General features: G+C 41.6%; 20 protein-coding genes. 13 read left to right on the top strand and 7 right to left on the bottom strand.

What is annotated here, in order from left to right; all coding sequences use genetic code 11:
* Positions 1-3 precede the first annotated feature (3 nt).
* Entirely contained in the window at positions 4-3,066 is a 3,063-nt protein-coding gene (locus WAA86_RS15210; RefSeq protein ID WP_337301879.1) for a SusC/RagA family TonB-linked outer membrane protein, read from the bottom strand.
* Positions 3,067-3,297: 231 nt separating this feature from the next.
* On the opposite strand from WAA86_RS15210, the gene WAA86_RS15205 reads away from it, so the two are divergent.
* The 5 genes from WAA86_RS15205 to WAA86_RS15185 all read left to right on the top strand — a co-directional run bounded on the left by WAA86_RS15205 (position 3,298) and on the right by WAA86_RS15185 (position 9,399).
* A complete protein-coding gene (locus WAA86_RS15205; protein WP_337301878.1) occupies positions 3,298-3,888 on the top strand; it encodes a ribonuclease HII in 591 nt (196 codons plus the stop codon).
* 28 nt (positions 3,889-3,916) lie between these two features.
* Positions 3,917-6,376 carry a ribonuclease HII gene (locus tag WAA86_RS15200; protein WP_337301877.1) on the top strand — a complete coding sequence of 820 codons (2,460 nt, stop codon included), beginning with the start codon at positions 3,917-3,919 and terminating at the stop codon, positions 6,374-6,376.
* Positions 6,377-6,626: 250 nt separating this feature from the next.
* Positions 6,627-7,970, top strand: a complete 1,344-nt coding sequence (locus WAA86_RS15195; RefSeq protein ID WP_337301876.1) for an OmpA family protein — start codon at positions 6,627-6,629, stop codon at positions 7,968-7,970.
* A 4-nt stretch (positions 7,971-7,974) separates the two neighbouring features.
* Positions 7,975-8,652 (top strand): TapB family protein, encoded by a 678-nt coding sequence (locus WAA86_RS15190; protein ID WP_337301875.1) that lies wholly within the window; start codon positions 7,975-7,977, stop codon positions 8,650-8,652.
* 57 nt (positions 8,653-8,709) lie between these two features.
* The gene (locus WAA86_RS15185) at positions 8,710-9,399 is read left to right on the top strand and encodes a TapB family protein (RefSeq protein WP_337301874.1); all 690 of its coding nucleotides are present in this window, start codon (positions 8,710-8,712) and stop codon (positions 9,397-9,399) included.
* Positions 9,400-9,422: 23 nt separating this feature from the next.
* On the opposite strand, the gene lipB is transcribed toward WAA86_RS15185, so the two are convergent.
* Positions 9,423-10,133 (bottom strand): lipoyl(octanoyl) transferase LipB, encoded by a 711-nt coding sequence (gene lipB, locus WAA86_RS15180; protein WP_337301873.1) that lies wholly within the window; start codon positions 10,131-10,133, stop codon positions 9,423-9,425.
* A 62-nt stretch (positions 10,134-10,195) separates the two neighbouring features.
* Positions 10,196-10,354, bottom strand: coding sequence for a YqaE/Pmp3 family membrane protein (locus WAA86_RS15175; RefSeq protein WP_337301872.1), 159 nt, complete (start codon positions 10,352-10,354; stop codon positions 10,196-10,198).
* A gap of 154 nt (positions 10,355-10,508) precedes the next feature.
* Here WAA86_RS15175 and lysS point away from each other — a divergent pair, with 154 nt between their 5' ends.
* The 5 genes from lysS (at position 10,509) to WAA86_RS15150 (ending at position 17,779) form a co-directional block, all read left to right on the top strand.
* Positions 10,509-12,200 (top strand): lysine--tRNA ligase, encoded by a 1,692-nt coding sequence (lysS, locus tag WAA86_RS15170; protein WP_337301871.1) that lies wholly within the window; start codon positions 10,509-10,511, stop codon positions 12,198-12,200.
* 112 nt (positions 12,201-12,312) lie between these two features.
* Complete coding sequence (locus WAA86_RS15165) at positions 12,313-13,743, top strand: SLC13 family permease (protein WP_337301870.1); 1,431 nt, start codon at positions 12,313-12,315, stop codon at positions 13,741-13,743.
* 473 nt (positions 13,744-14,216) lie between these two features.
* Entirely contained in the window at positions 14,217-16,706 is a 2,490-nt protein-coding gene (locus WAA86_RS15160; protein WP_337301869.1) for a zinc-dependent metalloprotease, read from the top strand.
* Between the two features lie 193 nt (positions 16,707-16,899).
* Positions 16,900-17,082, top strand: coding sequence for a hypothetical protein (locus WAA86_RS15155; RefSeq protein ID WP_337301868.1), 183 nt, complete (start codon positions 16,900-16,902; stop codon positions 17,080-17,082).
* 241 nt (positions 17,083-17,323) lie between these two features.
* Positions 17,324-17,779, top strand: a complete 456-nt coding sequence (locus WAA86_RS15150) for a hypothetical protein (RefSeq protein WP_337301867.1) — start codon at positions 17,324-17,326, stop codon at positions 17,777-17,779.
* A gap of 89 nt (positions 17,780-17,868) precedes the next feature.
* Here WAA86_RS15150 and hemL read toward each other — a convergent pair whose 3' ends face one another.
* Genes hemL through WAA86_RS15130 form a run of 4 tightly spaced genes read right to left on the bottom strand, consistent with a single transcriptional unit; the run spans position 17,869 to position 21,255 of the window.
* Complete coding sequence (gene hemL / locus WAA86_RS15145) at positions 17,869-19,158, bottom strand: glutamate-1-semialdehyde 2,1-aminomutase (RefSeq protein WP_337301866.1); 1,290 nt, start codon at positions 19,156-19,158, stop codon at positions 17,869-17,871.
* 2 nt (positions 19,159-19,160) lie between these two features.
* Positions 19,161-20,012, bottom strand: a complete 852-nt coding sequence (locus WAA86_RS15140; protein ID WP_337301865.1) for a glucosaminidase domain-containing protein — start codon at positions 20,010-20,012, stop codon at positions 19,161-19,163.
* Complete coding sequence (locus tag WAA86_RS15135; RefSeq protein ID WP_337301864.1) at positions 20,009-20,914, bottom strand: 1-aminocyclopropane-1-carboxylate deaminase/D-cysteine desulfhydrase; 906 nt, start codon at positions 20,912-20,914, stop codon at positions 20,009-20,011. Before WAA86_RS15135 ends, WAA86_RS15140 begins: the two co-directional genes overlap by 4 nt.
* A complete protein-coding gene (locus WAA86_RS15130; protein ID WP_337301863.1) occupies positions 20,911-21,255 on the bottom strand; it encodes a hypothetical protein in 345 nt (114 codons plus the stop codon). Before WAA86_RS15130 ends, WAA86_RS15135 begins: the two co-directional genes overlap by 4 nt.
* 160 nt (positions 21,256-21,415) lie before the next feature.
* Between WAA86_RS15130 and WAA86_RS15125 the strand changes: the two genes are divergently transcribed.
* From WAA86_RS15125 to WAA86_RS15115, 3 genes are all read left to right on the top strand, one after another.
* Positions 21,416-21,574 carry a DUF5522 domain-containing protein gene (locus tag WAA86_RS15125; RefSeq protein WP_337301862.1) on the top strand — a complete coding sequence of 53 codons (159 nt, stop codon included), beginning with the start codon at positions 21,416-21,418 and terminating at the stop codon, positions 21,572-21,574.
* A 76-nt stretch (positions 21,575-21,650) separates the two neighbouring features.
* On the top strand, positions 21,651-22,238 hold the full coding sequence (locus WAA86_RS15120; protein WP_337301861.1) for a DUF4136 domain-containing protein: 588 nt from the start codon (positions 21,651-21,653) through the stop codon (positions 22,236-22,238).
* A gap of 117 nt (positions 22,239-22,355) precedes the next feature.
* Positions 22,356-24,107 (top strand): aromatic amino acid hydroxylase, encoded by a 1,752-nt coding sequence (locus tag WAA86_RS15115; RefSeq protein ID WP_337301860.1) that lies wholly within the window; start codon positions 22,356-22,358, stop codon positions 24,105-24,107.
* Positions 24,108-24,109 lie beyond the last annotated feature (2 nt).

The following is a 24,109-nucleotide window of genomic DNA, read 5'->3' as shown; positions in this document are numbered from 1 at the left end:
TTCTTAAAATTTTAAATTAACACCGAAAACGAAAGATTTCACCGGAGGAGTAGTTAATCTAGTAAAGCCATCAGCTCTAACCTCTGGATCGTACTTCAATCTATCATCCTTCACCCAAGTCAATAAGTTAGTACCTCTAACGCTGAAGTTAATAGCGTCCATTCCCAATGCTTTTGTCGCTGAACTTGGAAGAGAGTAACCCAAAGAAAGGTTTCTTAACCTTACATAATCACCTTCGTACAAAAATCTAGAGGAAGTAAAAGCAGCTCTGTTTCCATCACCAGCATTTGCTCTTAAAGCAGGGTAGTCAGTAATTTGACCTGGTGTTGTCCAGCTGTTCAACAACTCTGAAGTACCATTAAAGACTCTTGTAGAGAATGTTCCGTTACTCTTGGTATATCTCGACCAATCTTCATATACTTTATGTCCGCCTGCAGTATAAAAGTCTGCATCAAAGGAGAACCCTTTAAAATCAAAGTGAGTACCGAAACCAGCACTGTACTGTGGCGTGGCGTTTTCACCTTGGTAAGCCACTTCTGCAGCGTTGTAGTCATTGGTAGTAGCACCATCGGTACCGTTAACATACCATAATGGATCTCCGTTTGCAGGATCTACACCAGCCCAACCTCTCATATACCAAGCGTTGATTGGCTGACCGACTTCGATTCTTCTTGTACCTGTTGTAATTGTAATTTCCTCACCATTGGCATCCAAAGCCAATTTAGTAACTTCGTTATCCAAGGTTGCATAGTTTCCAGAAATGCTCCAGTTTAGATCATTGCTACGGATAATATTAAAGGTTGCATCAACCTCTACCCCTTTATTCACAATTTCTCCAATATTGGTTGCTACTTCAGAGAAACCTGTAGTTCTTGATAATGGAACATTTTGTAAAAGGTCATACGTTCTTTTGTTGAAATAAGCAACGGAACCAGAAACCACATCATCAAAGAATCCAAAATCCACACCAACATCATAGTTCGCGTTTTTCTCCCAAGTCAATAAGCTGTTACCAAAACCTGTTGGGAATATTGCCCCTTGATTATCGTAATCTGCACTAAATCCTAATAAAGCTTGGTAAGCGTTGATATCAATTCCTGAGTTACCACTCACACCATATGAACCTCTAAGTCTCAATTGACTTACGAAGTCTACAGAAGACATAAAATCTTCCTGTGAAACGTTCCATGCAGCACCAACAGACCAGAAATCACCAAAGCGCAATCCTGGGGCGAAACGTGAAGAACCTTCGTTTCTGTAGGTTGCATCAAAGATATATTTCCCTGCAAAGTTGTAGTTCAACAACCCTAGGTAAGAGGCATTTGCCCAATCCGTGAAATTACTGGAAACAGCAAAGTTAGCACTTGTATTATCCAAATAAGTAAGACCATCAACTGGGAAGTTTTCACCAGCACCATATAGATAATTGGTCTTGTTCTTTTGGTATTCCTGTAAAGCTGTCAAATCAAAATTATGTTGACCAACAGAAAAAGTATAGTTCAAAGAGTTTTGTGTAACCCAGTTGAAATTTCTGTTGATAGAACTCTCAGCAGTACCGCCATCGGCCAAACCACCACCGTGAACTCTATTCTCATAACGTCTGTAAGCAGATAGGTTGTAATCAATAGAGAATCTTGTTTTAAACTTCAAACGATCAATAATTTCATACTCCAAAGATGAGTTGATGATTGCTCTTGTCAAATCATTCTCAGCAATATCGTTTTCTGCCAAATACAAGGTGTTGAACAAAGAAGTGTTCAAGTTTGTATTTAAGGAACCGTCTTCATTATAAGGCTGCTCCGTTGGAGGCATAAAGTACCTTGACAAGAATGGGTTTGCAAAAAATGCACTCTGCTCCAAAAAGGCGTTCTGTCTTGTATTGGACACATTCATGTTGGTATCGAACTTCAATTTATCAGATAGGTTTCTAGTGAAGTTAAACACTCCATTGATCCTTTCAAAATCACTACCAACTACCAAAGCTTCGGTTTTGCTATATCCTAAAGAGGCATAGAAAGAACCTTTTTCGTCTCCACCAGAAGCGGAAATATTATGATTCACAATAGTTGGGTTTTTTCTCTTTACTTCCTCACCCCAATTTCCTTCAGGACGACCAGCATCAATCCAAGCAGCATAAGCACCCCAGCCTCCTCTTGTAGGAGCTTCAGCAGGAGCTTCGGCTCTTGTAAAGTTGTTACCACCGTCGCCAAAAGTGTTGTAAAGGGCATCATAGTACAATTGCTCTCTTTGGGCAGCTGTCAAAGGAGTTGGCTGATCTACAGCAAAATCCTGAACTCCATAAGAAGAGGTGTAGTTAAAAGATGTCTTCCCTTGCTTTCCTTTTTTGGTAGTAATAACAACCACACCATTGGAACCCCTTGCACCATAAGCTGAAGTTGCAGAAGCATCCTTAAGTACAGTAATACTTTCCACATCCTGATTGTTGATTGCCGATAAAGCACTCAACGAGCTAAAAGCAGTTGAACCAGAAAAGTTTCCACTGATTACAGGAACACCGTCAATAACAAACAATGGATCGTTGGAAGCAGAAATAGAACCAACACCCCTAATTCTAATATCTTGGGTAGATCCTGGAGTACCAGACGAAGATGCAATAGTCAAACCGGCTACCTTACCTTGTAATGCCTGATCAACGGTTACCAATGGTACGTCGTTGATTTCAGAAGATTTCAACTGCACTGTACTACCAGTAATCTCATTTTTCCCTCTTGTGGAGTATCCTAAAACGATAACTTCTTCCAAGGCCTGTGCATCCTCTTCCATTTGAAGATTGATAACATTAGTTGAACCAACGGTTCTTTCCGCTGTTTTTTGCCCAATATAGCTGAACCTTAATACTTGTCCGGCATTGGCATCGATGGTATAATTACCATCAAAATCTGTTTGTGTACCTGAGGTGGTTCCCACCACAACAACAGATACCCCAGGCAACGGCAGACCTTCTTGGTCCGTCACATTACCTGAAATAGTTTTTCCTTGCGCAAAAGAAAAACTTACGCATAACACCATGAAAGATGTTAAAATCCAAGTTAACTTTGATTTCATTTAAATTAATTTTTTAATTAGTCAGCGGTAAAAATCCCAATTAAATCCTAATAATCCAAAAATTTATACAAAGTCCATAGAGGATATGTTAAAAAAAACCACATAATTGTAAATTATCTAAAACGAAATGCTGTTTTTTGTATTATAATCATAACATTAACACGTTTTGTTTATTTATTCTCTTTTTTAAGTCAACATTAATGATAATACAGTAAATTTTCACAGAAAGGCATGTTAACCAGAAGCTTATACCACGAGGCAGGAACCGATGAAGCAGGTCGCGGATGCCTGGCCGGTCCCGTAACCGCCGCAGCTATCATTTTACCCGAAGATTTTTATCACGAACACCTTAATGATTCCAAGATTGTCACCGAAAAAAGGCGAGAACTACTTCGGCCTGTTTTAGAAACTGAAGCCGTTGCCTTTGGAGTTTCCCATATCTCCCCAAAAGAAATAGACAGCATCAATATCCTTAATGCCGCTATCCTGGCCATGCACGAATCCATTTCACAACTGGCCCACAGACCAACTTGTATCATGGTAGATGGTAACCGGTTTAAGCCCTATGAAGAAATAGCGCATCAATGTATCGTAAAAGGTGATAGCAAATATGCCAGTATAGCTGCGGCTTCGGTTCTAGCCAAAACCCACCGGGACGCGTACATGGCAAAATTACACGAAGAATTTCCCATGTACAATTGGATCCAGAACAAAGGATATCCCACAAAAGAGCATCGGGAAGCCATTAAAAAATATGGCATAACCAAGTATCATAGGAAAAGTTTCAGGCAATTACCAGAACAATTCGAACTTGAAATTTAAAATTATAAATTTGCTGAAAACCATCCATATGAACCATAGGATATTATTGATCATTGCGCTGCTCCTTTTTAGCTGTACCGAAAAGAAAAACACTTCCTCATCATTACTGGATTTTGTGCCCAAAGACGCCCCCTTGGTCATAAAGATCAACAACCTATCGACCTTGAAGAGCGAGTTGAAAAACAATGAATTCCTATCCCTCCTGAAGTCGAACCAAATTTATAAGAACATATTTGAGACCATAAAGAATATGGATTACCTGAATCCTACCTCCGAAAGTCTTTTGGTTTTTAATGAATTGGGCAAAGAGAACTTTGAATACCTATTTATAGTACCAACCGAGGAAGGACTCGTTAAACTCGAAGGCGCAAAGAACAAGTCGGTCGAAACCCTTACCTACGAAAATAGCAGTATCAATAAATATGTTGTTGGGGGATCTACCTTTTTCAGCACAATAATAGAGCAGACCACTATAATTAGTTCCTCACAGGTCTTGTTGGAAAACAGCATCCGTAACGCCAAGGAACCCTTTGTGAATACCTCACTCAAACAGCTCTATAAAATTTCAAATTCCAACAAGTCCGCCACTCTCTTCCTGAACACCAAGAACAGCAATCCACTCTTCAACGCTGTTCTCCGTGAAAATTCCAACTACAAGTTTTCCAATTTTTCCGATTGGATCAATTTAGATTTTGATATCGCCCAGGACCATCTAAACTTTACAGGAATTAGTGTAGCCAATGACTCCATAAAACATTTTACAAATCTGTTCAAGAATACCGGAGCCAGAACCAATACCATGGCCTTGTATGCTCCAATGAGCGCGGAAGCCATTTTATCGTATTCTTTTGACGACTATAGTATGTTTGCCAAAAACCAACAGCACTATTTGGACAGGTCCATACCCATGGATACCCTATTCAATACGGTTGAGGAGATCGGAAATATCTATTTGAATGGAAAAAAGGCCGTAGTCCTGAATACCTTTGGCTCAGAGAAAATCATTAAATTCCTGGAACAACGCCAGAAGGGAAATAGCACCTATCAGGGGACGGAGATCATGGAATTGAACGACCATGCCTTTTTGAATGACTATTTTAATCCTTTGATAAAAAAATTCAAGGCAAATTACTGCACCATCTTGGACAATGCCTTTATTTTTTCCTCTGAAATTGAAACCTTACAGACCATTATCAGTAATTACAAGAACACAACCACTTTTGAGAAAACCAATCTTTTTGAGACTGCCAATGATGTCTTGGCAGACGAATCCAATGTCCTTTTTATAGCCAATGCCGAAGGTATTTCCAACATTCTTAAAGAAGAATTCTCCAAGACCCTTTTTAATGATTTTAAGCCAAGTACATTTTCAAAATACTTATTCGCGGCACAATTGGTCGCCGATGATGATTTTTACCATATCAATACGGTTGTCCAAAAAGTAGAAAAGGAGGACAAATCCAATAGCACTTCCCCCCTATTTACGATTCAATTGGACCATCCTTTGTATACCACACCACAGTTCGTCACCGACTATAGGACCAATAAAAAGGAAATTGTGGTCCAGGATAGCGACAACAACCTTTACCTCATCTCCGGGGATGGTAAGGTGTTATGGAAAAAAGCCTTGACCGGCAAGATCCAGGGAGCTGTTCAACAGGTGGATATTTACAAAAACGGAAGGCTACAGTTGGCCTTCAACACCAACAACCAATTTTTGATCCTGGATAGGAATGGAAACGAAGTACCACCCTTCAACAAAACTTTTCAGGACGGCAATTTAAACCCTTTGGCGATATTCGATTACGACGGTAGAAAAGACTATCGCTTTGTCATCACCCAAGGCTCCAAGGTTTTTATGTATGACAATAAAATGAAGGATGTCAAAGGCTTCAAATTCAATAATGCCGAACAACCCATAATCAATGCACCCCAACATATGCGCATTGGCAATAAGGACTATCTCGTATTCCAACTGGCCGATGGCACGCTAAAAATTCTTAATAGAGTGGGAGAAGATCGGATCAAGGTCTCTGAAAAAATTGATTTTTCGAACAATGGAATGCAACTTTACAACGGCAAATTCACCACTACGGATAAAAAAGGCGTTCTTTTTCAGATAGATGACAAAGGCCAAATTGGAAAGACCAACCTTAATCTCTCCAAAGAGCACGGTATGGATGCCAGCAGCAGGCACATGGTACTTATGAACGATAATGTTCTGAAAATTGGAGACAGGGAAATAGAACTGGACCTTGGGGTATATTCAAGACCTAAAATTTTCTTTAACCGGGACAAGATGTATGTGAGTGTAACCGACATACAAAACCAGAAAATATTTCTTTTTGACAGTCAGGCGCAGACCATTTCCAACTTTCCGGTATTCGGAACCTCCATGGTAGACCTAGCAGACATGGATAATGACAAAAAATTGGAAATCGTGGCCAAGGATATGGACAACTCCCTGATTGTATATAAGATATATTGATATTGGACTAGTCACCAACTTTACAATTTACCTTCCCTTTAATACAAGAATCCCCAAACTATGGGGATTTTTTTTGTATCTTAAGGCAAGTGAATCTTTCACATTTGTAAAGTGCCTTATTTCTTCTCCCAAAGGCAAAAATGATCTATTTTCCCAAGTCTCCCCTTGCAGGTCTCTTCCTATATAAAACCAAGAGATTCCTGTAAACGACCATTTTAAATATTGTCCTAACCATAAAGAGTGAGGAATAATGAAAACAAATAGCTACATAGCAAAGGTCCTTATGTCCCTATTATTGATGTTGGCATTTTCTACCGATGCCCATTCCCAGATTCTTAAGAAACTAAAAAAAAGAGCTGAAAAAGCCGCGGAGCGTACTGTTGAAAGACGTGTAGAAAAGGAAACACAGGAGAAGACGGATGAAGTGTTGGACAGTATTTTAGAACCCGGCAAAAAGGGCGAGAAGTCGCCATCACAAGAACCCTTACCTACAATTGTTGGGGGGCAAGAAACGAGTAATGGAGGAAATAATCCCAATAAAAATGGTCAATCAGGAGAAGCTGGCACTACCGGTTCGGAAAGCATTGCTGTTTACAGCAAATTTGATTACGTGCCTGGAGATCAAATTATATTTTACGATGATTTTACAAAGGATTTTATTGGCGATTTTCCCTCTAAGTGGAATACCAATGGGGGCGGTGAAGTAGTAACCATGAATGATTCTCCTGAAAAATGGATGGAATTGCTTCCCGGTTATAATATTTACTACATACCTGATGTACCAAAGTTACCAGAAGAATATACCATAGAATTTGATGTGATGGCCGTGGGATTAAGCAATAAAACATCTTCAACGGCTACCATGCGTATAGCTCTAAGCGATGACGATAAATTTAAGGAAGGGGCCAATTTTGTACATGCACAATTGCCATTTTGTCAATATGCGGCTGTGGGAATAACGATGTCCAACCACATCAACAACAAACGTGAAATATATAGCGTGGTAAGAGCCGACCTTAGAGAAGAAGTATTACAACGACCTCATGTTTCCATTGCCGTAAACAAACAACGTTTTAGACTGTGGGTCAATGAAGAAAAACACATTGATATTCCAAGAATTGTTCCAGAAGGTGCTGTTCTTACTTCCTTAAAATTTCACATGAACAACTTCAAAGATGGGGAAGAACGCCTGTTCATTACCAATTTAAAAGTAGCCGAAGGAGGGTTGGACTTAAGAAGACAACTTATTTCCGATGGAAAAGTATCGACTACCGGAATTCTTTTTGACACTGGTTCTGACTTAATCAAACCGCAATCCTTGGGCATCATACGTCAAATTTCACAGGTTTTAATACAAGAGGGCACTATGAAGTTAAATATCATAGGGCATACCGATGCTGATGGGGATGCAGGGGCAAACCTACAATTGTCAAAAGACCGGGCGCAAGCTGTCAAGAATGCCTTGGTACATGTTTATGGAATTGATGGATCAAGGTTGACCACCGAAGGGAAGGGTGAGGCCGAACCAGTTGGGGATAATTCCACTACAGAAGGAAAGGCCCAGAATAGAAGGGTGGAATTTATAAAAATATAAAACTATGAAAACGTACTTCACTACCTTATTATTGGTCCTCTCCTATGTATTGGGATCTCAGGCCCAATCAGATTGTAGCACCTATTATCCTTTAAAGAAAGGAACCACTTTTCAATTGACCATGTATGATGACAAGGACAAAAACACCGGGACTATAGATTATGTTGTTAAGGAGGCCACCGAAAAATCAGCTACCATGTCCTATACAATGCATTCAGATAAGGATAAACTGATAGCTGAATCCGAATATAAGGTGCGCTGCACTGATGATGGGGTCTCCATTGATTTCAGTTCGCTTGCCGCCCCAGGTACCATGGAACAGTATCAGGATATGGAAGTAGACATTACAGGAACCGACCTAATGCTGCCAAATAACCTAAAACCAGGGACCTACCTCCCGGATGCAAATATGTTGATGACCATAAAGATGAAACCTATAACCATGAAAATGACCGTAGATGTCTTTAACCGCAAGGTAGACGGACGAGAAAGTGTCACCACCCCTGCTGGCACCTATGATTGTATTGTTGTCTCTTGGGATCATGAATCAAAAATGGGAGTCAAGATAAGCGGTAGCGCCAAACAATGGTTGGCCGAAAATGTCGGCATGGTAAAGCAAGAAAACTACAATAAAAAAGGAAAAATGATCGGAGGCAGTATTTTGACCGCTTTTAATCAGTAATATTCGGTCATTCCAAAACTGTTTACCCTTGTTCTATCTACCTAAAAAATACCAATTATGAATTTAAAAATCGCATTGCTATTTTCTCTCATTATTATATCCATACCAACATCAGGCCAAGAAAGTTGTAGCAAATATTATAACTTGGAAGAAGGAGCTAATTATCAATATGCCAATTACGGCAAGAATGGCAGCAAAGAAGGCTCTGTTCATTATGAGATCCATAATGTATCCCACAGGGATAAGGATACAGAAGCATGGATGAAAATTACCTACAAGGATATTAAAGGCAAGGAATACCTTTCTTCAGACCATAATGTCAACTGCATTGACAATGTAGTTGAAATTGACTACGAATCCATGATTTCCAGCGAAACCCTGAAACAGTATAAAGGCAAGAAAATGGATATCTCGGGAAGCGATATAGTACTTCCCAATGATCTGAGTATTGGGCAAAAACTAGAGGATGCAAGTGTTACCATGACATTGGATATGGGGGGCACAAAAATGAACTTTCAAGTTGATTTGATCAATAGAAGTGTAGAAAAAAAAGATGCTACTACTACTCCGGCAGGAAGTTTTGACTGCTATGTAATTTATGGTGAACGAGTGACCAAAAAAATGATGCAACAAACCTTTCCATCTAGATTATGGCTGGCCGAAGGTGTAGGGATGATCAAACAGGAAACCTATGATAAAGGCGGGAATCTAATGAATAGAATGGTCCTTACCGACTATTCAAATTAATGACCTAATCACATTAATTATATTCAGGCCTGACTCTCGATGCATTCCGCTTCGAACAAGGCCTCAAAATGGGTGATCAGTTTTTTCCTAACCTCCTCCATGGAAACCTCTTTTTGTCCCAATTCCACATTGAGGGATGTTACTGCCTTGTCCTTGATGCCACAAGGGATCATAAGGTCAAAATACCCCAAATCGGCATTGACGTTCAAAGCAAATCCGTGCATGGTGACCCAACGGCTGGCACGTACGCCCATGGCGCAGATCTTCCGTGCAAATGGGGTTCCAACATCCAACCAGACACCAGTCTCCCCTTTGGATCTTTCCCCCTTTAATCCATACTCTGCAAGGGTAAGTATCACCATTTCCTCTAAGAGCCTTAGGTACTTATGAATATCCGTAAAGAAATTATCAAGATCCAATATGGGGTAGCCAACAATTTGACCTGGACCGTGATAGGTAATATCCCCTCCCCTATTGATCTTATAAAAACTGGCCCCTTTTTTGGTTAACTGGTCCTGGTTGACCAGTAAGTTCCCCATATCCCCACTTTTGCCCAATGTAAACACATGGGGGTGTTCTACCATTAAAAAATGGTTGGGGGTTTCCAGTTGGGCATCTTCACGCCTGTTCTTTATTTTTATGTCCAGGGTTGTCTGGAACAACTCCTCCTGATAATCCCAAGTCTCCTTATAATCCTTGAGCCCTAAATCCTGTAGTCTTACTTTTTTATTCATACTTGACCTCCACAAAAGAAAAAACCATTCCCTGGTCCCCACTTGTCCGTGGTGCAAAGTAACTAATTATTTGGGTTATTCAGAATGACCAGCGCGGCAATAACTCCGGGAACCCATCCACAGAGGGTCAAAAGAAATACAATAATAATAGATCCACAGCCCTTCCCGATTACGGATAAGGGCGGAAATAGGATAGCTAATAGCACTCGCCAAAAACTCATTTTTTGATTGTTTTGATTGATGTTTCTATAGGACGCCAATTGGTACAATTTGTTACATTCCCGTAGAAAACTTATAGACCGGAAAACAATACCTATTTAATCAATTGATAGATTAGCCCAGAGTAGCTATATTTGCAGCCTTAATCAAGATTTTATGCAACTTTCGGAGCAAGAAGTAATCAGAAGGGAAAAATTGGCCAAATTAAGGGCCATGGGGATAGACCCTTATCCAGCAGCGCTATATCCTGTGGATGCCACATCAAAAAGCATTAAAAACGACTATGAGGAGGGCAAAAAAGTTGTTATCTCAGGCCGATTGATGTCCAGAAGGATACAGGGAAAGGCCTCATTTGCTGAGCTTCAGGATAGCAAAGGCAGAATACAAGTCTATTTCAACAGGGATGAAATCTGTCCCGGTGACGATAAAATAAAATATAACGAGGTTTACAAAAAGCTATTGGACATTGGCGATTTTGTAGGTGTGGAAGGAGAATTGTTCACTACTCAAGTAGGTGAGAAAACCGTAATGGTAAAAGACTTCACCATTTTGAGCAAGGCCTTGAGGCCATTGCCCTTGCCCAAGGTCAATGCCGAAGGAAAAGTATATGATGAATTCAATGATCCGGAATTAAGGTACCGTCAACGCTACGTGGATCTCGTGGTGAATCCCGCGGTAAAGGAAACTTTTATCAAGCGTACCAAAATTACCAATAGCATCCGCCAATTTTTCAATGAAAGGGAATATCTGGAAGTAGAAACCCCAATCCTCCAGCCTATACCAGGTGGTGCGGCCGCTAGACCTTTTATCACCCACCACAATGCCCTGAACATGCCCCTTTATTTAAGGATTGCCAATGAGCTTTATCTGAAAAGACTCATCGTTGGTGGTTTTGATGGCGTATATGAATTTGCCAAGGATTTTAGGAACGAAGGGATGGACCGCACCCATAATCCTGAATTTACGGTTATGGAGCTGTATGTAGCCTACAAAGACTACAATTGGATGATGGATACCACCGAACAATTATTGGAAAAGGTGGCCTTGGATGCCAATGGAACCTCCAAAATAACAGTGGGCAAAAACGAAATAGAATTTAAAGCTCCATATCCCAGGGTACCGATCTTGGAAGCCATTAAAATCCACACTGGATATGATGTGTCCGGAATGGACGAAGTGGAATTGCGTGCCGTAGCCAAAAAATTGGGACTAGAAGTAGATGAAACCATGGGAGTTGGCAAACTGATCGATGAGATATTTGGTGAGAAATGTGAGCATTTCTATATCCAACCAACCTTCATTACCGATTACCCCAAAGAAATGAGTCCCCTTTGTAAGGAACATAGGGACAACCCGGCGCTAACGGAGCGTTTTGAACTGATGGTTAACGGTAAGGAATTGGCCAATGCTTATTCTGAGCTCAATGACCCCATTGACCAACGGGAACGTTTTGAAGAGCAATTAAAACTTTCTGCCAAAGGGGATGATGAGGCCATGTTCATCGATCAAGATTTCCTAAGGGCCTTGGAGTACGGGATGCCACCGACCAGTGGAATCGGAATTGGCATTGACCGCTTGGTGATGCTAATGACCAACAATGCCTCTATACAAGAAGTACTGTTCTTCCCACAAATGCGTCCTGAGAAGAAGCCCATTGAGCTTTCTGAAAATGAAAAAGTTATTTTTGATGTATTGAAGAAGGAAAAACAAATGCCATTGGAAACCCTGAAAGAAGCCTCGGGCTTGAGCAACAAAGCTTGGGACAAAGGGATAAAATCTCTCGGAAAACACGGTTTGGCCAAAGTTTCCAAGGTAGATGACGCCCTGATGGTAGAATTACAGGATTAAATATTGGATAGTCTTCGTGACTATCTATTCAAAAAAAGAGGGGTTCTAGCCCCTCTTTTTTATTTTTAAAACTGTTCTAAAAAGTATAGCTTAGGGATTTTAAAAACCAACCATGGACCTAAGTAAAAAAATGGGCCTCCTATTAGGGCCTATCGCATTTTTGATTATCATCAACCTGCCTTTTCATCTCATCTCTGAAACGGGCGACCCTGTAGTCGCTGTGGCTGTTTGGATGATACTCTGGTGGATCACCGAATCTGTTTCCATCTCCGTTACAGCCTTATTGCCCTTGATCCTGTTTCCGTTGCTCAAGGTAATGTCCATAGATGATGTTGGGGCCAATTACGGAAGTCCCATTATATTTTTGTTCTTTGGAGGCTTTATTTTGGCCCTTGCCTTGGAAAAGGTAAATCTTCACAAACGGATTGCACTCAACATTATTAAGATCACCGGTACCACGCCCAATAAGGTGGTGCTTGGTTTTATGATAGCTACGGCCGCCATGAGTATGTGGATCAGTAATACCGCCAGTACTGTGGTCATGCTCCCCATTGCTATTTCCGTTATCAAACTCCTGATTCATGACGAAGACGGCTTTACCAAGGATGATAAGAATTTTGCTTTGAGCGTTATGTTGGGGATCGCTTTTTCAGCGAATGCCGGCGGCATTGCCACAGTTATCGGGACACCTCCCAATTCTGTTCTGATTGGCCTTTTGGAAAATGAATATAACATAGAAATCTCCTTCTTAAAATGGATGGTTATAGGCGTACCCTTTTCCGTCCTGATGGTAGCCATCAGCTATTTGGTACTGGTGAAATGGATGTTCCCCAACAAGCAATTGAAGTTTACGGCCTCCAAACAGGTTATCCAGGCTGAACTGGACAAATTAGGTCCCACCTCTTCGAAAGAAAAAATGGTACTGATCATTTTTGGTGTCACCGTATTTCTTTGGATATTTAGAACCTTGATCAACGAAATATTCCCAAAACTTGGTCTGTCCGATACCATAATCAGTATGGTAGCCGCAGTGGCCCTTTTCGCCATTCCCCATAATTTAAAAAAAGGGGATTTTATCCTCCATTGGAACGACACCGAAAAATTGGCCTGGGGAATATTGGTACTCTTTGGAGGTGGATTGGCACTGGCCAACGGAATGTCTGCCAGTGGTATTGTGGATATGGTGACACAGGCCATTGCCACTAGTAACATTAGTGTATTGCTGACAGCCTCCCTGCTCATCGTTTTGATGCTCTTTATGACCGAACTTATGAGCAACGTGGCCTTAATAGCCGTTCTGGCTCCTGTTGTTGCGGGTATAGCCATTGGATTAAATGTCCCGATCGTTTACCTTCTTATACCCGTTACCATGGCCAGCAGCTGCGCCTTTATGCTTCCCATGGCCACCCCACCCAATGCCATTGTTTTTGCAAGTGGTTATATCAAAGTGTCACAAATGGCCAAAGTGGGATTGGTGCTGAACCTTATTTCTGTGGTGATCCTAATTTTGATGTTCCAATGGGTCATACCCTTCCTGTTCTAATAAAAAAACAAAACCCCTAATAACATAGGGGTTTTATCTGACTAATCTAAAAAACAAGTTTTGTAAAACCAATGTTTTATATTTATATATACGTGATAGTGAGCACTTAGGGATGTTACAGGAAAAGAATTTTCAGCTATAGCCTCCCTACTTTCATCGCAGCAGGCTTTTAAATTAATTCTCAAAAAATAAAGTTCAACCAGGGATGCGATCCACCTCATATTATTGCTGTGTGCCCGAACGGCAGCATTGGGAAACACTTATCTTATACACTGAAGTACAGTTGTTTAAATAAATTTCACTGGCCAATCCCTTTATTATTTCCTATAACCATCTAATTTGAATCAGCCCTTTGATACCTTTCCATAGATGAAATATAAGGGGTGCAACAATTTGCTGGTTATGATTTTATTAACAAAAAAATGCGTTTATTTTTCGGTTATTTGAGGAAATCAAAAAAAAATTGACCTAAAATGACTAAAAAATTACTCCCAAAGTTGCTGATGCTTCTTTTGGTATTGGGCTATTCCGCACCTGCCGAGGCCCAACTTTTCAAGAAAAAGAAAAAAGAAAAAACAGAGGACAGTGCAAAACCCAAAAAAGATGGTATTCAACCTTATGACAAGGTAATTACCAAGGATGCCAAAACCGATAAAGGCCTGTTCGCCGTTCATGAGGTAGAGGACAAACACTATTATGAGATTCCAGACTCCCTTTTCAATAGGGAAATGTTAATGGTGAGCCGAATTTCCAAAACAGCTAGCGGCATAGGCTTTGGTGGGGGAAAAATAAATACCCAGGTACTCCGCTGGGAAAAAACACCTAAAAAGGTTCTTTTAAGGGTTGTTTCCCATGATGTTGTTGCTGCAGACTCCCTACCAGTTCACGAAGCTGTGGTAAATTCAAATTTTGAGCCCGTATTGTACACCTTTCCAATAAAGGCTATCCATAAGGATTCAGCCAATACCGCGACTGTAATTGAGGTGAACGACTTCTTTGAAAAAGATGTCAATGCCTTGGGAATGCCTGAATATTACAGAAAACAATATAAAGTGTCCCGTTTGGATGATAGCAGGAGCTATATCGAAACATTAAAAAGTTACCCACTCAATATAGAGGCAAGACACGTGAAGACGTATGCTGCCGGGGATGCCCCTTCCAATGAGAGCCTTGGCTCCATTTCCATAGAAATAAACAACTCCATGATCTTGCTGCCCAAAGAACCTATGAAGCGCCGATATTTCGATGAGCGCGTAGGCTGGTTTGCCAGAGGTCAGGTAGATTACGGACTGGATGCACAAAAGAGTAAAACCATTCGCTATTTGGATCGATGGAGATTGGAAGTTAAGGACGAGGACAAAGAGAAATTTGCCAATGGGGAACTCGTGGAGCCCAAAAAACAAATCGTGTATTATGTGGATAGGGCCACCCCCAAACAATGGGTACCCTTTATCAAACAAGGGATAGAAGACTGGCAGGTAGCTTTTGAGGCTGCAGGCTTTAAAAATGCCATTATCGCCAAGGATCCACCAACAAAGGAGGAAGATCCGGAATGGTCACCGGAAGACGTTCGCTATTCCGTAGTGCGCTATTTGGCCTCCCCAATACCCAATGCCAATGGACCACACGTTAGTGACCCACGTAGTGGGGAAATTTTGGAATCGGACATCAACTGGTACCACAATGTAATGACCCTATTGCGCAATTGGTTCTTTGTTCAGACGGCCGCCATCAATCCGGATGCCAGGGGGGTACAGTTCAAAGACGAAGTTATGGGACGCTTAATACGCTTTGTATCCTCGCATGAGGTGGGACATACCCTGGGACTTCCCCATAATATGGGCAGTAGTGTTGCCTACCCCGTAGACTCACTACGTTCGGCAGCGTTTACCCAGAAATACGGTACGGCCCCTTCTATTATGGACTATGCCCGTTTTAATTATGTGGCACAGCCTGGAGATGAGGGTGTGGCCCTTATGCCCAATATTGGGATCTATGATAAATATTCCATCAATTGGGGGTACAGGCCTATTCTTGATAAGAGTGCGGTGGAAGAGAAAGCTGTTTTGGACAGCTGGATCCTGGAACATGCGGGAGACCCTATGTACAGATTTGGAAGTCAGCAACGCGATGTGGTAGACCCAAGTTCGCAGACTGAAGATTTGGGTGACGATGCAATAAAAGCAAGTGACTACGGCATTGAAAATTTAAAAAGAATCGTTCCCAACCTGATCACCTGGACAGCCGAAGACGGTAAGGACTACGAAGACCTCGGAGACCTGTACCAACAGGTATTGAGCCAATACAACAGGTATATGGGACATGTATCCAACAACATCGGAGGTGTTTACGAGTACTACAAAACCTATGATCAGGAGGGTGCTGTTTACACCCATGTGGCCAAAGACCATCAGCAAAAGGCGATGGATTTTGTTCAGAGACAATTGTTCACGACTCCGGAATGGTTGTTGGATCAGAATATTTTTAACAAAATAGAGAACTCTGGATCTGTGGAAAGGGTCAGGGCGCTACAGGTCAGGACATTGGACAACATTCTAAGTTTAGGCACCATCGCGAGGATCATTGAGAACGAGACAGCCAATGGGAAGGAAGCTTACGCCCTATTGGACGTGACCAAGGATCTACGCAATGGCATCTGGTCCGAGTTGAGGGCCGGAAGAAAAATTGACACCTATAGGAGAAACCTCCAGAAGGCGCATATAGACCGTCTGACCTATTTGATGACAGCCGAAAACCTTACCCCTCCATCAGGAAGATGGGGCAGCAGACAGTATACCGTTTTGAACACGAGTCAGTCCGATATTCGTTCCGTAGCACGGGCAGAAATGAACTTGCTGAAGCGCGATATACGAAATGCCATCCCAAGAACCTCTGACAGTATGAGCAAATACCATTTACAGGATGCTTTGGTACGCATCGAAATGGTTTTGGACCCTAAATAAGGGCTGGTACATAAAAGAAAAATTTCCCAAAAAGGTGTGGTCGAAAAACCACACCTTTTTCTATTTTGTGACCGTTCATCGAAGAAATTATTAATACGGTTTTCTACACCACATAAAAACCGACTTTCACAACATATTTTATTTTTGAATCCTAAATTGCTATACTTTTAATCCAGATTAAAATCCCAAGTTTATGTCTCAGAAAATTAAAAGCCTACTGTATTTTATTTGTTTCATGGCCTCGGCGGCTACCTACTATAGTTTAGAACCGCAATTGGAACAAACTTCAACCACTGTTGAAACAATTGAAATGAATAAAGTTGACAACAACGATTTAAATGCAAATAAAGTTGCCAGCTTGGATATCATAGAATAATCTTAAAAAGAAAATACCGATCCTACTTATAAGTTCTAATCAGGTGTATCCCTACATACACCTGATTTTTTTTTGTTTGGTTTTCAGTGCATTTCTGAACTTTACATTGTCAACACTACCATGAAGGCCCAGATCTTCATTTTTTTCTTCCAGTAGTTAAAAGACTCCCAATTTACCATCGCCTTTTAAACCAATGGTCAAAGAAGCCATCCTATAGTGGTAACCTATAAATTAATCACTGATGAAAAAAGTAATTCTAGTAGGGCTTTTAATGATAGGCTTTATAGGCCTAGCCCAAAATGAAAGAAGAGAGCACAGGCAAAGAGAAAATCTAAAAGATCTGTCACCGGAACAAATGGCAACCTTACAGACCAAGCGGATGACCTTGGCCCTGGACCTGACTGCGACGCAACAAAAGCAGATGCAGGACTTTAATCTGGAAGAAGCAACCAGCCGTATGGCAAGAATGAATGAAATGAAAGTTAAAAGGGAAAGTGGCGAAGTGACCAAACCTACATCCGAAGAACGCTATGCCATGCATACGGCAAGGTTGGACCAACGCATAGCCCAAAAATCACAAATGAAACAGTTGTTATCCAAGGAGCAGTTTGAAAAATGGGAAAAAATGCAGCAACGAAAAGGACACCACCAAAGAAAGGGTGTCACTGGACGCAATACGCACCACAAGCCCAAGTAACAAACGCCGTTCCACACTTTAAAAAGCATGTAACAAAAAAAAGCCCCTTACTTAAAATAAAGTAAGGGGCTTTCCAAATTTTGACCTGATTACTGCAATTGGGGAACGATGGTTTCCAGGGCAGTAATGGTAGCATCCAAATCTTCATAGGTCAGTGCCTCATTAAGGAAATAACTCTCAAATGCACTAGGCGGCAGATAGATCCCTTGGGAAAGCATCCCATGGAAGAATTTTTTGAATGTCTCGTTGTTGCCTTTTGCCGAGGAGGCAAAATCTACCACAGGTTTGTCGGTAAAATGTAAGGAGATCATAGATCCAAACCTATTGATCTGGTAAGGGATATTCTTACCCTTTAAAACCCTATCAAAGCCTTTATGGAGATAGGCAGTCTTATCGGCGAGACTGCGGAATATTTCAGGCTTATTGTTCAGCTCTGTCAACATGGCCAACCCAGCGCTCATAGCCAATGGATTTCCACTTAGCGTTCCTGCTTGATAAACCGGGCCAACTGGCGCCAAATAATCCATGATTTCGTTTCTGGCCGCAAAAGCACCAACGGGCAGTCCCCCACCGATTACTTTTCCAAAAGTTACAATATCGGCATCGATTCCCAAAACCTGTTGGGCACCACCCCTTCCCAAACGGAAGCCGGTCATTACCTCATCAAAAATCAACAATATGCCTTCTTTGGTACAAAGGTCCCGAAGCCCTTTCATAAAATCTTCATCTGGGATAATACATCCCATATTTCCTGCAACAGGCTCTATGATCACTGCAGCTATCTCCTTCCTGTTTGCCTCCGTCAATGCTTGTACACTAGCAAGATCATTATAGGTGGCCAAAAGGGTATCCTTGGCCGTCCCTTGGGTAACACCGGGACTGTTTGGACTCCCAAAGGTCACTGCCCCGCTTCCGGCCTGAATTAGGAAGGAATCGGAATGTCCATGGTAACAACCCGCAAATTTAATGATCTTGTCCTTTCCGGTAAACCCTCTTGCCAAACGCACAGCGCTCATACAGGCTTCCGTGCCACTGTTTACAAATCTGATCTTATCGATATTGGGAACCATGGAAACGGCCAGTTTGGCAAGTTCCGTCTCTATTTCGGTAGGCATTCCAAAAGAGGTCCCTTTTTTTGCCTTTTCTATGACCGCATTTACCACAGGTTCATGGGCGTGTCCCAAGATCATGGGGCCCCAGGATGCGATATAATCAATTAATTTATTTCCATCCTCATCATAGAGATAGGCCCCTTTGGCCTCTTTTACAAATATAGGATCACCACCAACAGCCTTAAAAGCTCTTACCGGGGAATTTACCCCACCAGGAATATATTGTTGTGCCTCATCAAATAAGGCACTACTTCTTTTATAAATCATATTTATTTTTTGATTGTTTCGGATTTGACAATCACCTCCTGACCAATGGCCAGGTTGCTATTGTCCATTTTATTCATTTTCATCAATTCGTTCACAGAAACAAAATACTTGCGTGAAATGGAATACAGGGTATCTCCTTTGGCTACGACATGTACCTTATAATCGTAATCCTTTGCCACTTTTTTGACCACATAGCCTTCATTGGCCACTTCCTTATCAAATCTATGGAGTCCATACTGCTCTATAAAGGAAATCAATTTTTGGGGATATCGTTTATCAGTGGCGTAACCTGCATCGCTTAGGCCTTGTGCCCATCCTTTATAATCATCGGCATCCAATTGAAACAGGGAAGCGTATCTGGACCTGGAGGACAGGAATTCACTATGGTCCCTAAAAGAATACATGGGATGGTTGTATTTTCTGAAACACTCGCCCTTTTCATCATCATCGTGGTAGTCATAATCACCTGTCCATCCGGTATGGCATTTTATCCCAAAATGGTTATTGGTCCGCATGGTGAGTGCTCCCCTTCCTCCCCCACTCTCCAAGATACCTTGTGCCAGGGTTATACTGGCGGGGATGCCATAGGCCTTCATTTCAAATTTTGCAATCTCGGCAAAAGTTTCAATATATTCTTGGGTTGTTGCAATGGGAAATTTTACAAAGCTACCATTGTCGTCGGGTAAAGGATATTTATCGGAATCATCTTTTTGCACTTTCCTAGGTTCCAAGGTTCTACTGACCGTTGTGGTTTGGTGTCTTCTATCCCTATGGCTATTGGACGTTCTCTTTTTGGCCCCGCAGCCCGTTAAAAAAATGGCTAGAAGCACAATTAAGCCTATTCGTTGTATCATAGTTCAATCAATGGTAAATTTTTCTTTTCTAAAACAAGGTTCATGCCAGCTATTCCCTGTAAACCTCCCGTATGTATTGCCAAAATATTGGTATTGGGCTTAAAATGATCCTTGCGGACCAAGTCTATAATTCCATATAGCATTTTGCCAGTATATACCGGATCCAAGGGAATGGAGGTTTCCAATTTAAATGCGTTCATAAATTCTATCAACTCCAAAGTCACCTTTCCATAGCCTCCAAAGTGATAACTGGTATTCAGTTCCCAGTTTCCCCTTGGGGCAAATTTACAAATATCTTTCTTCAAAAAATCACCTTTTAATGCAGGGAAACCTATAAGTTTTTGATGTGCCTCTGCAGCGTTGATCAATCCGGCAATGGTCCCCCCGGTACCTACACAGGCACAGATCACATCAAAGATGGCATCCTGGGCCGTTAATATTTCCTCGCAGCCCTTGACGGCCAAGGCGTTCGCACCGCCCTCAGGAAGGGCATAGAACAATCCAAACTCTTCTTTAAGTTGCCCTAGAAATTCTGGACTTTCTTTATGGCGGTACGCTTGTCGGGTTATGAATTTGAATTCCATACCCTGCTTTTTTGCCCACAAAAGGGTGGGGTTTTCCTGCCAACGGTCATGCAACTCTTCCCCTCTGATAATGCCAATGGTTTTAAACCCATGCTCTTTGCCCGCATAGGCTGTAGCCGCAATATGATTGGAAAAAGCACCCCCAAAGGTCAAAATGGTATCAAAACCCGAGTATCTGGCTTCCTTTAAATTATAGGTCAGCTTTCTAAATTTGTTACCGGATATAAATGGATGGATCAGGTCTTCCCGCTTTATATAGAGCGCCACACCCTTTTCCTTTAAGATGGATAGTTCAACTTGTTGATTGTAAACCTTCACACATTTGCTTTTCTGCCCCAAATATATTTAATAAAGCCAAACGGCCTTCTATTCTTACAATATTCCAGATCCTTTTCATTCTCATAGGCCTCTCTCTCAAAACTTATGTTCTTGTAGGCCTTATAGGTATTTAAGTACAGGATAGATCTGAACATCCATTCCAACACATAGATTATGTAAAAAGGAAGCACCAAAAGCTCCAATTGTTGTTTGAGATGGATCCTTTCATGGTTTATGAGGATTAGATCTTCCCGCAGCGCAGTATTTTTAAGAATGATAAAAGGCCAAAGGGTAAGTCCCACATAATTACGGCGAAAAATGTATTTAAATATTACGACCATTTACCTTGGGTTTATTAAACTCATTAAAGGAATATACAAATTATTGATGCTTTAAACAACCGAGGCATGCGTGTAATGGCCGCTATGACTCAACCTTTGTACTTGGTTAAAAATTCTTAAATCTTTCCCTATTCATGGGATTTAACCTAATTTTACGGTGATGAAGAAAATTATTCCTTTGGAAGAGGGCGACTTTTATCTATCCCCCGAGGGCTACAAGGTATTTACCGAAAAATACCATTTAAGGAGAGGGTATTGCTGTGAAAGTGGCTGTAGACACTGTCCCTATGGATACAACAAACGAACAAATAGAAGATAGGCGCAGTATATTTTCGGCATGATTATTGAAGCATTTTTATAAGAAATTGCGTTTCCTTAACATAAAAACTATCGCTATGAAAAAATTCGCTTTATTGACCGCTCCATTGCTATTCCTACTGTTATTGGGTTCTTGTACCTCGGTAAGAGTATTGTCCGATTACGACAGGGAAGTTAATTTCAACGCTTTTAAATCCTACGCTTTTTATAAGACCGGCATTGACAAGGCCCAAATTTCTGACTTGGACAAGAAGAGAATTTTAAAGGCTATTGAGAATGAAATGGCTTCCAAAGGCTTTGTAAAATCGAACGATCCGGATGTTCTGATCAGCATCTTTACCAAAGAGCGCGAGCAGGTAGACGTCTACAACAATTATTGGGGAGGCGGATTTGGCTGGGGCTGGAGTCCCTACTATTGGGGATGGGGACCTGGATTTGGCTGGGGCCCTGGATTTGGTTGGGGCGGTGGCAACAACGTAAGCACAAGAACCGAAGGATCCCTATATATTGATATGATAGACACCAAAAACAAAGAATTGGTATGGCAAGGAAGAGGGGTTGGCACTTTGAACAACACTAGAAATATAGAAAAGAAAGAGGAACGGATCAAAGAGTTCGTTTCAGAAATCATGAAGGCCTACCCTCCAATGACAGCCTCCAAATAGTCAAAAATATTGTAGTTGAAACCGTCCTGATGGGGCGGTTTTTTATTTCCATACCTCTTTTCCAAAGAAAACTATCACATCATTTTTTGTATCTTTATACCGTTAAAATAAATACCGATGTCCTACAAGAGCAATCATATTTTAGATAAACTTCCAAAGCACCTTAAGCAGTATATAAAACCACAGAACTATGATGATTACACCTCCATCAACCAAGCTGTTTGGCGGTATGTCATGCGGAAGAATGTAGACTATCTGAGCAGGGTTGCCCATAAAAGTTATTTGGACGGACTAAAGAAAACGGGTATTTCCATAGACCACATTCCCAATATGTACGGGATGAACCGCATCCTTAAGGAAATAGGATGGGCAGCTGTTGCCGTGGACGGATTTATACCACCTTCGGCATTCATGGAATTCCAGGCTTACAATGTGTTGGTCATCGCTTCCGACATCCGGCAATTGAACCATATTGAATATACCCCGGCGCCCGATATTATCCATGAAGGTGCTGGCCATGCCCCTATTATTGCCAACCCTGAATATGCGGAATACTTAAGGCGTTTCGGGGAAATTGGCTGTAAGGCCATTTCTAGTGCCAAGGATTACGAATTATATGAGGCTGTACGACATTTGTCCATCATCAAGGAAGCAGCTGATACACCACAGGAAGAAGTGGACCGGGCAGAAAAATTAATTGAGGACCTACAGCAGAACATGGGGGAACCCAGTGAGATGGCCCTGATCAGAAACTTGCACTGGTGGACGGTAGAATACGGTCTGATCAATACTGTAGAGCAACCTAAAATATATGGGGCCGGACTCCTTTCCTCCATTGGTGAAAGTGCGTGGTGCATGACCGATGAAGTTAAAAAGATTCCGTATTCCATTGAAGCAGCACACACCTCCTTCGATATTACAAAACCTCAGCCACAACTTTTTGTAACGCCAGATTTTGCATTTTTGAGCCAGGTCCTGGAAGAGTTTGCCAATACTATGGCATTGCGTACAGGGGGCCTCAAGGGAATTGCCAAGCTTATCAATTCCAATGCCTTGGGAACGGCAGAACTTAGTACCGGACTGCAGATTTCCGGGGTTTTTGATCGGGTGATCGAATTTGACGGGAAGCCTGCCTATATAAGTACAAAGGGCAAAACCGCTCTTTCCTATAGGGAAAAAGAACTGGTAGGCCACAGCACCAAACACCATGCAGAAGGTTTTGGTTCTCCCATCGGAAAATTAAAAGGGATCAACTTGGCCATTGAGGATATGAGCCCAAGGGACCTTAAGGCCTATCACATATATGAAGGGGAAACCGTTACCTTGGAATTTGAAAGTGGCGTAAAGGTGACCGGTGATATCATTACGGGCACCAGAAACCTTCAGGGCAAGATTCTTCTGATCACTTTTGAAAACTGTACCGTAACCTATAATGGTGAGACCTTGTTCCAACCAAAATGGGGCTTGTACCATATGGCGGTGGGAGAAAAGGTACTTTCTGCCTTTAACGGTCCTGCAGACCTCAACAGTTTTGATCTGGTATCCCACGAACTTACTGAGACCACCATAAAGGCCAAAAAGACCAAGGAGACCACCCAATTGGAATTGCTATATCAACAGATCAGGGATTTTAGGGAAGGTACCAACACAACCATCTCCAGGAACAAAGTCTTTCAGGAGGTCAAGTCGAACTACCCCAAGGACTGGTTGCTATCGGTAGAGCTGTATGAATTGGCAGTAAGCAATGGGGACGAGGAATTTGCTGCCGAAATTGCCAATCACCTTGAAAAGGTAAAACAGGAAAATCCGAAGTTGGGCCATCTGATAGACGATGGGCTTGCATTGGTTGACCAAAGTCTGGTAGGATAAGG

This window comes from Sediminicola sp. 1XM1-17 (genome assembly GCF_037203765.1).
In the GTDB taxonomy this organism is placed as follows: domain Bacteria; phylum Bacteroidota; class Bacteroidia; order Flavobacteriales; family Flavobacteriaceae; genus Sediminicola.
The sequence above is the reverse complement of the archived record's forward strand: the minus strand, read 5'-3'. Positions and strand labels throughout refer to the sequence as shown.

What these genes read in the sequence shown, in the direction of transcription:
- WAA86_RS15210 (WP_337301879.1), bottom strand. Translation starts at nt 3,066, where the DNA reads ATGAAATCAAAGTTAACTTGGATTTTAACATCTTTCATGGTGTTATGC.
- WAA86_RS15205 (WP_337301878.1), top strand. Translation starts at nt 3,298, where the DNA reads ATGTTAACCAGAAGCTTATACCACGAGGCAGGAACCGATGAAGCAGGT.
- WAA86_RS15200 (WP_337301877.1), top strand. Translation starts at nt 3,917, where the DNA reads ATGAACCATAGGATATTATTGATCATTGCGCTGCTCCTTTTTAGCTGT.
- WAA86_RS15195 (WP_337301876.1), top strand. Translation starts at nt 6,627, where the DNA reads ATGAAAACAAATAGCTACATAGCAAAGGTCCTTATGTCCCTATTATTG.
- WAA86_RS15190 (WP_337301875.1), top strand. Translation starts at nt 7,975, where the DNA reads ATGAAAACGTACTTCACTACCTTATTATTGGTCCTCTCCTATGTATTG.
- WAA86_RS15185 (WP_337301874.1), top strand. Translation starts at nt 8,710, where the DNA reads ATGAATTTAAAAATCGCATTGCTATTTTCTCTCATTATTATATCCATA.
- lipB (WP_337301873.1), bottom strand. Translation starts at nt 10,133, where the DNA reads ATGAATAAAAAAGTAAGACTACAGGATTTAGGGCTCAAGGATTATAAG.
- WAA86_RS15175 (WP_337301872.1), bottom strand. Translation starts at nt 10,354, where the DNA reads ATGAGTTTTTGGCGAGTGCTATTAGCTATCCTATTTCCGCCCTTATCC.
- lysS (WP_337301871.1), top strand. Translation starts at nt 10,509, where the DNA reads ATGCAACTTTCGGAGCAAGAAGTAATCAGAAGGGAAAAATTGGCCAAA.
- WAA86_RS15165 (WP_337301870.1), top strand. Translation starts at nt 12,313, where the DNA reads ATGGACCTAAGTAAAAAAATGGGCCTCCTATTAGGGCCTATCGCATTT.
- WAA86_RS15160 (WP_337301869.1), top strand. Translation starts at nt 14,217, where the DNA reads ATGACTAAAAAATTACTCCCAAAGTTGCTGATGCTTCTTTTGGTATTG.
- WAA86_RS15155 (WP_337301868.1), top strand. Translation starts at nt 16,900, where the DNA reads ATGTCTCAGAAAATTAAAAGCCTACTGTATTTTATTTGTTTCATGGCC.
- WAA86_RS15150 (WP_337301867.1), top strand. Translation starts at nt 17,324, where the DNA reads ATGAAAAAAGTAATTCTAGTAGGGCTTTTAATGATAGGCTTTATAGGC.
- hemL (WP_337301866.1), bottom strand. Translation starts at nt 19,158, where the DNA reads ATGATTTATAAAAGAAGTAGTGCCTTATTTGATGAGGCACAACAATAT.
- WAA86_RS15140 (WP_337301865.1), bottom strand. Translation starts at nt 20,012, where the DNA reads ATGATACAACGAATAGGCTTAATTGTGCTTCTAGCCATTTTTTTAACG.
- WAA86_RS15130 (WP_337301863.1), bottom strand. Translation starts at nt 21,255, where the DNA reads ATGGTCGTAATATTTAAATACATTTTTCGCCGTAATTATGTGGGACTT.
- WAA86_RS15125 (WP_337301862.1), top strand. Translation starts at nt 21,416, where the DNA reads ATGAAGAAAATTATTCCTTTGGAAGAGGGCGACTTTTATCTATCCCCC.
- WAA86_RS15120 (WP_337301861.1), top strand. Translation starts at nt 21,651, where the DNA reads ATGAAAAAATTCGCTTTATTGACCGCTCCATTGCTATTCCTACTGTTA.
- WAA86_RS15115 (WP_337301860.1), top strand. Translation starts at nt 22,356, where the DNA reads ATGTCCTACAAGAGCAATCATATTTTAGATAAACTTCCAAAGCACCTT.